Source organism: Streptomyces tateyamensis, assembly GCF_003205575.1.
Classification (GTDB): Bacteria; Actinomycetota; Actinomycetes; order Streptomycetales; family Streptomycetaceae; genus Kitasatospora; species Kitasatospora tateyamensis.
The window spans coordinates 22,819-35,676 of sequence record NZ_PYBW01000018.1; the positions used below are offsets into that span (position 1 = coordinate 22,819).

A 12,858-nucleotide genomic window follows, 5' to 3' on the forward strand; every position below is an offset into this window, starting at 1 on the left:
TCGTCACTTGCCGCCGGAGGCCAGCTCCCGGGACCGGTCCCGGGCCGCCTCCAGGGCGCCCAGCAGCGCGGCCCGCACCCCGTGGTTCTCCAGCTCCCGGATGGCCGCGATGGTGGTGCCGGCCGGCGAGGTGACCGCCTCGCGCAGCTTGACCGGGTGCTCGCCGGAGTCGCGCAGCATCACCGAGGCGCCGATCGCGGACTGCACGATCAGGTCGTGCGCCACCTGCCGGGGCAGCCCGAGCAGGATCCCGGCGTCGGTCATCGCCTCCACCAGGTAGTAGAAGTAGGCCGGGCCGGAGCCGGAGAGCGCGGTGGCCGCGTCCTGCTGGGCCTCCGGCAGCCGCAGTGCCTTGCCGACCGAGGCGAAGATCTCCTCGGCCCGGCGCAGGTGCTCCTCGGTGGCGTGCGAGCCGGCCGAGATCACGCTCATCCCCTCGTCCACCAGCACCGGGGTGTTGGGCATCACCCGGACCACCGCGGTGCCGGCCGGCAGCCGGGCCTCGAACCAGCGGGTCGGGATGCCGGCCGCGGCCGAGATGACCAGCCGGCCCGGCACCAGGTGCGGCCCGAGCTCCTCCATCAGGGCGCCCATGTCCTGCGGCTTGACCGCCAGGATCAGGGTGTCGGCGAGCTTGGCGGCCTCCGCGTTGGTGCAGGCCGTCACCCCGTAGCGGTCGGCGAGCTCGGCGGCCCGCTCCGGCCGCCGGGCGGTGACCAGTACCTCGGCCGGGCGCTTGCCGGCCCGCAGCAGGCCGGAGAGCAGCGCTTCCCCGATCTTTCCGGTGCCCAGGAAGGCGATCCGCTGGGGGTGGACGGCGCTGCTGGCCATGGCAGGTCTCCCTTGCTCACCGCGACGGTACTGCCGTCATCCTCGCACCAGCGGGCCGCCCCGCCGGGGAGCCGTCCAGCGGGCGGACAGTCGGTGAACGAGACCTCATATTCCCCACAGTCACCAGCTGTGGCAGCGCCCAGGCCGGATTCGAGGCGTCAGCACCTCACGCAGTAGGGGCGAACCGACCGCCGATGAGGGGCACCGGGATTTGACAAGGCATATTTCTGACAGTCAGTTAGATGATAAATGCCATTCGACAGCCGCCCCCAGAACGGTGGCGCCGGCGCCGCCGACCACCCGCGCGGGCCGCCACGGAACGTCACCTGCCCGACCACGCTGGGTGACCGAACCCCGGAGGTCGACCGTGGGACACCTCGACGGCACCACCCTGCTGCTGGCCGCCCTGGCCCTGACCCTCGTCCTGAGTAGGGCCGCCGGGCGGCTGGCGACCCGGTTCAGGCAGCCCGCCGTCCTCGCCGAGATCGCGGTCGGGGTGGCGCTCGGGCCCACCCTGCTGGGCCGGCTGCTGCCCTCGGTGCACCGGGGCCTGTTCACCCAGGAGGTGCGCACCGTCCTCGGCGGGCTGGCCCAACTCGCGGTGGCGCTGTACGCCTTCGAGATCGGCCGGCACCTGGCCGCCGACCGCCCGGGCAGCGGCCGCCGGGGCGGGCGGACCCCGCTGGTACTGGCCGCCGCCTCGCTGCTGGCGCCCGCGGTGGCCGGGCTGGCCGTGGCCGTACCGCTGTACCGGCACCACCTGGCCGGTGGCGGCACCGGCCTGCCCGCCTTCGCGCTCTACCTGGCCTGCGCGCTGGGGGTGACCGCCGTCCCGGTGCTGGCCCGGATCCTGCAGGACCGCGGGCTGGCGGCCACCCCGGTGGGCCGGCTCAGCCTGGTGGCCGCCTCGATCGGCGACGCGGCCTGCTGGTGCGTGCTGGGCCTGGCGCTCTGGCTGGCCGGGCGGATGGGCTGGCCGCAGCTGCTGGCCGCGCTGCTGGGCGCCGGGGCGGCCGGCCTGGTGGCCCACCGGCGGCCCGGGCTGCGGCCCGGCCGGGAGATCGGGGTGGTGGCCACCACCGGGGCGATCTGCCTGGCCGCGGCGGTCTCCTCCGGGCTGGGGCTGCACCCGCTGTTCGGCGGACTGATGCTGGGCCTGGCCTGGCCGGACCACCGGGAGCCGGGCAGTACGGCCGCCCGCAGCGGACCGTCCGCGGTGATCGGGCAGCTGGCCGCGGTCCTGCTGCCCTGCTTCTTCCTGGGGGCCGGTCAGCAGGTGGACCTGGGTGCCGACCTGACGGACCGGAACTTCCTGCTGCTGGTGGCCCTGCTGCTGGTGCTGGCGACCGGGTCGAAGTTCGCGGTCTGCGCCCTGGTCGGCCGGCGCGACGGGCTGGGGCGGACGGCGGCGCTGCGGCTGGGGGTGCTGATGAACACCCGCGGGCTGACCGAGATCGTGGTGCTCACCACCGGCTACCAGGCCGGCCTGATCGGGCACCGGCTGTTCGAGGCGCTGCTGGTGGTGGCACTGCTGGCCACCGCGGCGGCCGGGCCGGCGCTGAGCCTGCTGGAGCGGGCCGAGCGGACCGAGGTGGTGCCGGCCGAGCCGGCGGCGCGGACGGCCGAGCCGGCTCGGACCGCCGCCGGGCGCGACCACGGCTAGGGGCGCCTTCCGGATCACGGCGACCGACCGCCTGATCCGAAAGACGCCCCCCTGAGGCCGGCTCAGCCGACCAGCTTCTCGTAGACCCGCAGCGTCCGCTCGGCCACGCCGGTCCAGGAGAACTGCTGCTCGACCCGCTGCCGGCCGGCCCGGCCGTACTGCTCGGCCAGGTCCGGGTCGTCCAGCATCCGGTTGACCGCGGCGGCCAGGCCGCCGGCCAGCTCGGCGGGGTCGGCCGGCTCCCCGGTACCGTCCTCGCCGGCCCGGTACGGGACCAGCAGGCCGGTCCCGCCGTCCACCACCACCTCGGGGATCCCGCCGACCCGGGTGGCCACCACGGCGGTGCCGCAGGCCATCGCCTCCAGGTTGACGATGCCCATCGGCTCGTAGAGCGAGGGGCAGACGAAGACCGCGGCATGGGTGAGCAGTTGGCGCACCGAGGCGGGGTCCAGCATCCCGTCGATCCGGATCACGCCGTCCCGGGCGCGGCTCAGCTCGTCGACCAGCCCGGCCACCTCGGCGGCGATCTCCGGGGTGTCGGGCTGACCGCAGCAGAGCACCAGCTGGGCCTGCGGCCGCAGCTCGAAGGCGGCCCGCAGCAGGTGCGGCAGCCCCTTCTGCCGGGTGACCCGGCCGACGAACAGCACCATCGGACGGCTCGGGTCGATACCGAACCGCTCCAGCGCGTCCACCCGCAGGTCGGCTCGGTAGGTCTCGCTGTCAATTCCGTTGTGGATGACGTGCACCCGCTCCGGGTCCACCGCCGGATAGGCGCGCAGGATGTCCTCGCGCATCGCGCCGGAGACCGCGATCAGCGCGTCGGCCGCCTCGGCGGCGGAGCGCTCCAGCCAGCTGGAGAGCGCGTACCCGCCGCCCAACTGCTCGGCCTTCCAAGGCCGCAGCGGCTCCAGGCTGTGCATCGTCATCACGTGCGGCACCCCGTGCAGCAGCTTGGCCAGCTGCCCGGCGGCGTTGGCGTACCAGGTGTGGCTGTGCACCAGGTCGGCCCCGGCGCAGTCGGCCGCGATCCGCAGGTCCGCGCCGAGGAACTGCAGCGCCGGGTTGACCCCGGCCAGGTCGGCCGGCACCTGGTAGGCCGTGGTGCCGGCCTCGGTGCGCGGCTCACCCAGGCAGCGCACCTGGACCTCGGCCAGAGTACGCAGGGCCCGGGTGAGCTCGGCGGCGTGGACGCCGGCGCCGCCGTAGACCTCCGGCGGGTACTCGCGGGTGAGCAGGTCGACGCGCATGTCCGTGTGGGTCCCTTCGCGAGATCAGCCGGTCAGGCGGGTCAGCAACAGCCGCCGCTCGGGGAGAGCGGGGAGGCGGTGCCCTGCGGGGCCACCACGGAAGTGCCGCCGTCCATCGGAGAGTTGTCAGCGGCGGAGCCGCTCGGTGCCAGCGCGAACATCGCGCCGAGGGCAAGAACGACCGCGCCGAGGGCGAGCGGAAGGAGCGTGCGCATGGCAGGGGGCCTTTCGCCGAGTCAGATTTCGTTGACAAGGAGAGTCAATCCGAGTTGACCCAAGCTGTCAATGATCATCTTTCTCAACAGGTTTACGGTACGGAGAGTGACCATGGAAGCCTGGGGAAGGACCTATATGTCCCCGACGTTGCCTACCTAGGGCGACGCCGGAAGACCGGCACAGCTCCTTGGCGACCGACCGCATGTGGTGTAAAAGATGGAGTCAAATGGGCACCACTGAGGTAAGGCTCGACCAGCCCTCCCTCCCCGTTGACCGGAGAACCATGGACCAATCGCAGAGTGAGACGAATGGCATCGGGCAGCGGCTGCGCGAACTGCGCCAGAAGCGCGGACTTAACCAGCAGGACCTTGCCTCGGACGACGTCTCGGTGAGCTACGTCTCGCTGATCGAGACCGGCAAGCGCGCGCCCTCGGACACCGTCCTCAAGACGCTGGCCGAACGCGTGGGCTGCACCGTGGACTACCTGCGGACCGGGCGCGACGACGCCCGGGTCAAAGAGCTCGAGCTCAAGGTCGCCTTCGGCGACATGGCCCTGCGCAACGGCGCCAACGGCGAAGCCCTGCAGTCCTACAGCGAGGCGCTGGCCAACGCTCCGCTGCTGCAGGAGGCCACCGTGCGCCGGGCCCGGCTCGGCCAGGCGCTGGCCTTCGAGAAGCTCGGCCGGCTGGAGGCCGCGATCCAGCTGTTCACCACGCTGTTCGAGGACCCCGGCACGGTCCCGGGCACCAGTGACTGGGCCCAGCTGGCCGTGGCGCTCTGCCGGGCGTACCGCGACTCGGGCGACCAGATGATGAGCGTCGAGGTGGGTGAGCGGGCGCTGCGCAAGCTCGACCAGCTCGGCCTGGACTACACCGACGACCACATCCAGCTCGGCGCCACCCTGATCACCTGCTACTTCCAGCGCGGTGATCTGACCCAGGCCCAGCTGCTGGTCAACCGGCTCACCGCGGTGGCCGAGCAGACCGGCTCCCGGGTCGCCCGCGGCTCGGTCTACTGGAACGCCGCCCTGGTGGCCCGCAGCCGCGGGCAGTTCAAGGAGGCGCTGGCCCTCACCGAGCGGGCCCTGATGCTGATGGCGGAGACCGACAACGTCCGGCACCTGGGCATCCTCAAGTTCAACTGCGCGTCCTTCCTGCTGGACACCGAGAGCAGCGAGCACGAGCGGATCGAGGAGTTGCTGACCGAGTCCCAGGAGGCCGTGGTGGAGGCCGGCACCGCGGTCGAGCAGGCCAAGGTGGAGGTCGAGTTCGCCCGCCTGTCGCTGCGTCAGGGGGCGCCGCAGGATGCCCTGGGCCGGGCCAGCCGGGCGATCGGCCTGCTGCGCAACGAGGCGCCCTGGGACTCCGCCTTCGCCCGGACCCTGCTCGCCCAGGCCCAGTTCGACCTCGGCGAGGAGCGGCAGGCCCGGGAGACCATGCGGGCGGTGGAGCGCGAGCTGCTGCGGCTGCCCGACAACCGCTCCAGCGCCACGGTCTGGCGCCAGGCCGGGGACGTCTGGCTGGCCAACGGCCACCAGGGCGAGGCGATGACCTTCTACCAGCGGGCGCTGTGCGGCGCCGGCCTGGTGCCGCTGCACAGCACCTCGCCCGCGATCGCGATGGTGACCAGCCCGCAGACCTGAGCCGCGGGTTGGGACGGACGGCGGGGGGCCGTCCGCCCCGAACAGGGCCTGTCCCGGTTCAGGCCCGCGCAATCGCCGCCAGCACCTGTTCACGCAGCGCCGCCAGGGTCGCGGGGTCGCCGGCCTCGGCGTTCAGCCGCAGCACCGGCTCGGTGTTGGAGGGCCGCACGTTGAACCAGGAGCCGTCCGCGAAGCTCGCGGTCAGCCCGTCGAGGTGGTCCAGCTGGGCCGCCGCATCGCCCAGCGCGTGCTCCACGGCGACCACCGCGGCCGCCGGGTCGGGCGTGGGCAGGTTCACCTCGCCGGAGCTCTCGTACCGCTTCAGCCCGTCCACCAGGGTGGACAGCGGGTGCTGTGCCGCGGAGAGCTCGGCGATGATGTGCAGCGCCGCCAACAGGCCGGTGTCGGCGAACCAGAAGTCGCGGAAGTAGTAGTGCCCGGAGTGCTCGCCGCCGAAGACCGCCTGGTGCTCGGCCATCAGCCGCTTGACGAACGAGTGCCCGACCCGGGAGCGCACCGGCTTGCCGCCGGCCTCCTCGATCTGCTCCACCGTGCCGCGCGAGGTGATCAGGTTGTGCACCACCGCGGCCCCCGGCTCGCGGGCCAGCAGCCGCTTGGCCACCAGGGCCACCACCGAGGAGGCGGGCACCGCCTCGCCCCGCTCGTCCACCGCGAAGCAGCGGTCCGCGTCCCCGTCGAAGGCCAGGCCCAGGTCCGCGCCCTCGGCCCGGACCCGCTCCTTGAGCGCGGCCACGTTGGCCGGCTTCATCGGGTCCGCCTCGTGGTTCGGGAAGCTGCCGTCCAGCTCGAAGTACATCGGCACGACGGTCAGCGCGGGCTGGTCGAGCACCAGCGGCACGGTGAGCCCGGCCATCCCGTTGCCCGCGTCCACCACCACCTTGAGCGGCCGCAGGCCGGACAGGTCGACCAGGCTGTGCAGGTGGGCCGCGTAGTCGTCCAGCAGCGCCACCTCGCGCCGCCCGCCCCGGCGCCCCGCGGCCGGCGCCGGTGCGGGCCGGGTCAGCGCGGCCCGCAGCACCTCCAGCCCGGTGCCCTCGCCGACCGGCACCGCGCCGGCCCGGCAGAGCTTGATGCCGTTGTAGCCGGCCGGGTTGTGGCTGGCGGTGAACATCGCCCCGGGCACCCCGAGCCGGCCGGAGACGAAGTAGAGGTAGTCGGTGGAGCCCAGGCCGGCGTCCACCACGTCCACGCCCTGCTCGCGCAGGCCCCGGGCGAAGGCCTCGGCCAACGCGGGCGAGGTGTCGCGCATGTCGCGGGCCAGCGCGACCTCCGGTGCCCCGGTCAGCTCGGCGAAGGCGGCGCCGAGCAGGTGCGCCGCCGACTCGTCCAGCTCCTGCGGGGACAGGCCCCGGATGTCGTAGGCCTTGACCAGTCTGGCGGCGAGTTCAGGCGTCATGGTCGGTCATCTCCAGTAGGTCCGGGTCGGCCGGCGCCAGCGGCAGCGCGCTGCCCGGCGGGCAGAGCCACACGGTGGCCAGCGGCGGCAGGGTCAGCTCGGCACTGAACTGCTGCCCCTGCCAGGGCACGTCCTCGGCCTGGTAGGGGGTGGTGGGACCGGCGCCGGAACCGCCGAACCGGGGCTGGTCGGTGTCCAGCACCACCACCCACCGGCCCGCGGCGGGCAGTCCGATCCGGTAGTTGCTGCGGACCGTCGGCGACAGGTTGCTGACCGCCACCAGGCTGCGGCCCGCGGCGTCGCGGCGGACGAAGGAGTAGACGTTGTCCTGGGCCGCGTCGGCGTCCAGCCAGCTGAAGCCGGCCGGCGAGGTGTCCAGCTCCCACAGCGCCGGGCTGTCCTGGTAGATCCGGTTGAGCTCGCCGACCAGGCGCTGCACGCCGCGGTGCTCGGCGGCGGCCGGCCAGTCCTCGTCGAGCAGCCACCACTGCGGGCCGGACTCGTGGTCGAACTCGGCCCCCTGGGCGAACTCCTGTCCCATGAACAGCAGCTGCTTGCCCGGGTGGGCCCACATCAGGCCCAGGTAGGCGCGGTGGTTGGCGCGCTGCTGCCACCAGTCACCCGGCATCTTCGAGACCAGCGCGCCCTTGCCGTGCACCACCTCGTCGTGCGAGATCGGCAGCACGTAGTTCTCCGAGTACGCGTAGACCATCGAGAAGGTCAACTCGTTGTGGTGGTACTGGCGGTGGATCGGGTCGCGGCCGAAGTAGCGCAGCGTGTCGTGCATCCAGCCCATGTTCCACTTGAGGCCGAAGCCCAGGCCGCCGGTGTCGGTGGGCCGGGTCACCCCGCTCCAGGCGGTGGACTCCTCGGCGATGGTGACCACGCCGGGGCAGCGGCGGTAGACGGTGGCGTTCATCTCCTGAAGGAAGCCGACCGCGTCCAGGTTCTCCCGCCCGCCGTGCTGGTTCGGCGTCCACCGGCCGTCCTCGCGCGAGTAGTCCAGGTAGAGCATCGAGGCCACCGCGTCCACCCGCAGCCCGTCGACGTGGAACTCCTCGCACCAGTACACGGCGTTGGCGACCAGGAAGTTGCGCACCTCGGCCCGCCCGTAGTCGAAGGTCAGGGTGCCCCAGTCCGGGTGCTCGGCGCGCAGCGGGTCGGCCGGCTCGTACAGCGCCTGCCCGTCGAAGCGGGCCAGCGCGAACCCGTCCTTGGGGAAGTGGGCCGGCACCCAGTCCACGATCACCCCGATCTGCGCCTGGTGCAGGGCGTCCACCAGGTACCGGAAGTCGTCCGGGGACCCGAACCGCGCGGTCGGGGCGTAGAACCCGGTCACCTGGTAGCCCCAGGACCCGCCGAACGGGTGCTCCATCACCGGCATGAACTCCACATGGGTGAAGTTCAGCTCCCGCAGGTACGCCGGCAGCACCTCGGCCAGCTGCCGGTAGCTCAACCCCGGTCGCCAGGAACCCAGGTGCAACTCGTACACCGACATCGCCCGGTCCAGGGTGCCGTGTCCGGCCCGGCGGGCCAGCCACTGGGCGTCGCCCCAGCGGTACTGCGAGGCCTCCACCACCGAGGCGGTGCACGGCGGAGCCTCGGCGCGCCGGGCCATCGGGTCCGCCTTCTGCACCAGCTCGCCGCCCCGGACGGCGATCTCGAACTTGTACTGGGCACCCTCGCCGATCCCGGGCACGAACAGCTCCCAGACCCCGCTGGCGCCCAGCGAGCGCATCGGGAACCCGGTGCCGTCCCAGAAGTTGAAGTCGCCGACCAGCCGCACCCCTTCCGCGTTCGGCGCCCACACCGCGAAGGCGGTGCCGGCCAGGCCCTCCACCTCGCGCGGGTGCGCCCCGAGCACCTGCCAGAGCTGCTCGTGCCGGCCCTCCCGGATCAGGTGCAGGTCCAGCTCGCCCAGGGTGGGCGCCAGCCGGTAGCCGTCCGCCTCCTCCCGCACCCCGCCGGCGTCGTGCACCAGCAGCCGGTACTCGGCCGGCCACTCCGGGGCCAGCAGGCCGGTGAACAGCCCGTCCTCGGCCGGGGCCAGGGCGACCTGGCCGAGCGGGGTGTCCAGCAGCACGGCGTCGGCTCCCGGCCGCAGCACCCGCACCGCCGTCCCGCCGCGCACCGGGTGGACACCCAGGACGGCGTGCGGGTCGTGGTGCCGCCCGGCCAGCAGCCGGGCGGTCTCCTCGGGCTCGGGCCGGGCCGGGGCGAGCTGCAGCACCGGGCGATCCAGTTCGGGGGCGAGGCGGGAAGTCACGGGTCGGTGATCCTGTCGTCGGTGAGCGGGAAGGGACTGACGGCGGGTCAGCGGCCGGAGACCAGGCGCTGTACGGCGGCCAGCGGGATCGGCAGCCAGGCCGGGCGGTGCTGGGACTCGTAGACCGCCTCGTAGACCGCCTTCTCGGCCTCGAAGGCGCGCAGCACCACCGGGTGGCAGTGCGGATCGACCAGGCCCGCCGCCGCGTAACCGGCGGTGAAGGCCCGGCGGTTGCGCACCGACCAGGCGTAGGCCCGGCGCAGCCGGCGCAGCCGCGCCGCGGTCTGCTCGGCGCTCTCCCGCTCCGACTCGCTCGCCTCCTCCTCGGCCGCTAGGGTGGCCAGCGCCTGGCGCCCGGCGTAGTCGAAGGACCGAAGCATGCCCGCCACGTCCTTGAGCACCGGTTGCGGCAGCCGGCGCTCGGCCACCGGCCGGCTCGGCTCGCCCTCGAAGTCGATCACCTTCCAGCCGTCCTCGGTGCGCAGCACCTGGCCCAGGTGCAGGTCGCCGTGGATCCGCTGGCCCGGCAGCCCGCGCCCGCGCCCGCGCACCGCGAGCTTGCCGAAGTCCTCGTAGAGCGCCTGCAAGCGGCCGCCGTAGGGCTCCAGTTCGGGCACCTGCTCCAGTGCGGTGCGCAGGTCCAGGCGCATCCGGTCGACCAGGCCGACGATCTCGGTGGGGCCCAGCTCCTGCCGGCCGAAGGCTTCGCCCAGCGCGGTGTGCAACTCGGCCACCGCCCGGCCCAGCTCCTGGGCCTCCCCGGTGAAGCCGTCCAGCGCCGGGACCACCCGGCAACTGCCGCTGACGCAGTCGGCCGCCTGCCGCACCGCCAGGTCCCAGCCGTCGCCCCGGGCGGGCAGGAACTCCTCCAGGATGCCGAGCACCACGGACTCCTGGGCGGTGCCCTCGGTGTGCATCCAGCCGACCAGGCCGGGGATCCGGTCGCAGTTCACCCGGGTGAGGCCGCGCAGCACGTCGGTCTCCGGGTGCTCGCCGGGCTCGGGCTGGCGGAACAGCTTGAACAGCAGCCGGTCGCCGAAGACCACCGTGCTGTTGCTCTGCTCCACGGCCAGGGCCCGGGCGCTCAGCCCGCTCGGCAGCGGCTCGGAGCCAGTCAGCGACAGTTGCAGTGCGCCGCCCGCGCCCTGCTCGGTGCGCGCCAGCAGGCGCTCCATCAACTCGTGGTCCTCGGTGCCCTCGTAGAGCGTCCAGCCGGCCCAGCGGCCGCTCTCGGCCTGCCCGATCCGGGCACCGGTCAGCGCCGCGGGCAACCGGGGGCGCAGCCCGACCAGCAGCTGGTAGTGGTGGGTGCCGGAACCCTCGTGCCGGGCGTCCAGCAGGGCGTGCAGCAGCACCGCCTCCCGCCCCGGCTCCTCCAGCACCGACAGGCTGACCGTGCGCAGCCGCTCCAGGTGGCCGCGCTCGTGGGTGAACCAGCGCCGGGTCACCAGCCAGGGCATCAGCACCGGCAGCAGCGGGCCGAGCAGGTCCTCCTCGGGCTGGGCGGTGACGTGCTCGGCGTCCAGGCAGGTGGCGCAGAGTATCGCGGGCATCTCACTCCTCCTGGCGGATCGTCAGGACGTGGGCGGGTCCCACCGCGGGGTCGAGCCGCACGTAGTTGTGCTGGTGCCACAGGTGGTCGCCGCCGGTCAGCTCGCAGTGCACCTTGACCGGTCCGGTGGCGTCGGGCAACGTGACGGTGGCTTCCTGGACATGGTGCGGGTCGAGGTTGACGACCGTGATCACCTGGTCCTCGCCGGTGCGCTTGGCGTAGGCGATGACCTGGTCGTTGTCGGTGGGCAGGAAGCTGAGGTTGCGCAGCTCCTGCAGCGCGGGGTGGGCGCGGCGCAGCTCGTTGAGCCTGGTGAGCAGCGGGGCCAGGGTGTCGGTGCGGGTCCAGTCGCGCGGGCGCAGCTGGTACTTCTCCGACTCCAGGTACTCCTCGGTGTCCGGGCCGGCCGGAGCGGACTCGGCGTGCTCGAAGCCGGCGTAGACGCCCCAGCTCGGCGACAGGGTGGCGGCCAGCACGGCGCGGACCGCGAAGGCCCTCGGGCCCTGCTGCTGCAGGTGGCGCGGCAGGATGTCCGGCGTGTTGACGAAGAAGTTCGGTCGCAGGTACGCCCCGGTCTCCTCGGTCAACTCGGTCAGGTACTCGGTGAGTTCCTGCTTGCTGGTGCGCCAGGTGAAGTAGGTGTAGGACTGCTGGAAGCCGATCTTGGCCAGGGTCTGCAGCATGGCCGGGCGGGTGAAGGCCTCGGCCAGGAAGACGACGTCCGGGTCGGTCCGGTTCAGCTCGCCGATCACCTTCTCCCAGAAGTGCACGGGCTTGGTGTGCGGGTTGTCGACCCGGAAGATCCGCACGCCGTGCGCCATCCAGTGGCGCAGCAGGCGCAGCGTCTCGACCACCAGGCCGTCGAAGTCCTGGTCGAAGTTGATCGGGTAGATGTCCTGGTACTTCTTCGGCGGGTTCTCGGCGTAGGCGATGCTGCCGTCGATGCGGTGGCTGAACCACTCGGGGTGCTTGTTCACCCAGGGGTGGTCGGGCGAGGCCTGCAGGGCGAAGTCGAGGGCGATCTCCAGGCCGAGCTCGTTCGCCCGGGCCACGAAGGCGTCGAAGTCCTCGATGGTGCCCAGGTCCGGGTGGACGGCGTCGTGCCCGCCCTTGGCGGAGCCGATCGCCCACGGCGACCCGACGTCCTGCGGGCCGGCCGTCAGCGTGTTGTTCGGGCCCTTGCGGAAGGAGTGGCCGATCGGGTGAATCGGCGGCAGGTACAGCACGTCGAAGCCCATCGCCGCGACGGCGGGCAGCCGTTCGGCCGCGGTGCGGAAGGTGCCGGAGCGCAGGGGCCCCTCCTGCCCGTCGCCGGGCGCGGAGGCAGGATCCGGGGTGGCGCCCTCCGAGCGCGGGAAGAACTCGTACCAGGAGCCGTACAGCGCCCGGTGCCGCTCCACCTGCAGGGCGTAGGTCCGCGAGGAGGTGACCAGTTCGCGCAGCGGGTAGCGGGCCAGCACCGCCAGCACGGCCGGCAGCATCGCGCCGGCCAGTCTGGTCAGCGGTGGCCGGGTCCGGTCCCGGACCGTGTCCACCGCGGTCAGCACGGCGGTCCGGCCGCTGCCCCGCGGCACCCCGGCGGCGACCCGCTCGAGCAGCAGCGCGCCCTCCTCCAGCACCAGCTCCACGTCCTGACCGGCCGGCACCTTGACCGAGGCGCGGTCCAGCCAGCTGCTCACCGGGTCGCTCCAGGCCTCCACGGTGTAGCTCCAGTGGCCCATCGCGGTGGCGGTCACCTCGGCGCCCCACCGGTCGGTGCCGGGGGCCAGCTCCCGCATCGGCGTCCACGGCCCGGGGCGGCCCTCGGGATCGCGCAGCACCACGTTGGCGCCGAGCTTGCCGTGGCCCTCCCGGAACACCGTGGCACTGATCAGGAACGTCTCCCCCAGCACCGCCTTGGCCGGGCGCCGTCCGTCCTCCACGACCGGGCTGAGGTCGAGCACGGGGATCCGGCCCACCAGTGCCTCGGCGACTGGCTCGGTGTGCCTCGCGGCGGTGTGCGAGACCGTGTCCGTCATAGTCGT

Annotated in this window: 9 protein-coding genes; 2 read left to right on the forward strand and 7 right to left on the reverse strand. The window is 73.2% G+C overall.

The window, feature by feature from the left end:
• Positions 1 to 3: 3 nt before the first annotated feature.
• The gene (proC, locus tag C7C46_RS05375) at positions 4 to 831 is read right to left on the reverse strand and encodes a pyrroline-5-carboxylate reductase (protein WP_110666238.1); all 828 of its coding nucleotides are present in this window, start codon (positions 829 to 831) and stop codon (positions 4 to 6) included.
• Positions 832 to 1,198: 367 nt separating this feature from the next.
• Here proC and C7C46_RS05380 point away from each other — a divergent pair, with 367 nt between their 5' ends.
• A complete protein-coding gene (locus C7C46_RS05380) occupies positions 1,199 to 2,494 on the forward strand; it encodes a cation:proton antiporter (RefSeq protein WP_181442205.1) in 1,296 nt (431 codons plus the stop codon).
• A 62-nt stretch (positions 2,495 to 2,556) separates the two neighbouring features.
• Here the strand turns inward: C7C46_RS05380 and glgA are convergent, their stop codons facing one another.
• Together glgA and C7C46_RS34815 are read right to left on the reverse strand one after the other, a co-directional pair.
• Positions 2,557 to 3,741 carry a glycogen synthase gene (gene glgA / locus C7C46_RS05385; RefSeq protein WP_110666242.1) on the reverse strand — a complete coding sequence of 395 codons (1,185 nt, stop codon included), beginning with the start codon at positions 3,739 to 3,741 and terminating at the stop codon, positions 2,557 to 2,559.
• Between the two features lie 41 nt (positions 3,742 to 3,782).
• A complete protein-coding gene (locus C7C46_RS34815; RefSeq protein WP_181442206.1) occupies positions 3,783 to 3,956 on the reverse strand; it encodes a hypothetical protein in 174 nt (57 codons plus the stop codon).
• Between the two features lie 284 nt (positions 3,957 to 4,240).
• Between C7C46_RS34815 and C7C46_RS05390 the strand changes: the two genes are divergently transcribed.
• On the forward strand, positions 4,241 to 5,599 hold the full coding sequence (locus C7C46_RS05390; protein WP_110666244.1) for a helix-turn-helix domain-containing protein: 1,359 nt from the start codon (positions 4,241 to 4,243) through the stop codon (positions 5,597 to 5,599).
• 58 nt (positions 5,600 to 5,657) lie between these two features.
• Here C7C46_RS05390 and C7C46_RS05395 read toward each other — a convergent pair whose 3' ends face one another.
• Genes C7C46_RS05395 through C7C46_RS05410 form a run of 4 tightly spaced genes read right to left on the reverse strand, consistent with a single transcriptional unit; the run spans position 5,658 to position 12,852 of the window.
• Positions 5,658 to 7,016 (reverse strand): phosphomannomutase/phosphoglucomutase, encoded by a 1,359-nt coding sequence (locus tag C7C46_RS05395; protein WP_110666245.1) that lies wholly within the window; start codon positions 7,014 to 7,016, stop codon positions 5,658 to 5,660.
• Positions 7,006 to 9,282 carry a 1,4-alpha-glucan branching protein GlgB gene (gene glgB / locus C7C46_RS05400; protein WP_110666247.1) on the reverse strand — a complete coding sequence of 759 codons (2,277 nt, stop codon included), beginning with the start codon at positions 9,280 to 9,282 and terminating at the stop codon, positions 7,006 to 7,008. The genes C7C46_RS05395 and glgB overlap by 11 nt, the downstream gene beginning before the upstream one ends.
• A 47-nt stretch (positions 9,283 to 9,329) precedes the next feature.
• Entirely contained in the window at positions 9,330 to 10,835 is a 1,506-nt protein-coding gene (locus tag C7C46_RS36240) for a maltokinase N-terminal cap-like domain-containing protein (protein ID WP_110666249.1), read from the reverse strand.
• Position 10,836: 1 nt separating this feature from the next.
• Complete coding sequence (locus C7C46_RS05410; RefSeq protein ID WP_110666251.1) at positions 10,837 to 12,852, reverse strand: alpha-1,4-glucan--maltose-1-phosphate maltosyltransferase; 2,016 nt, start codon at positions 12,850 to 12,852, stop codon at positions 10,837 to 10,839.
• Between the last annotated feature and the right edge of the window lie 6 nt (positions 12,853 to 12,858).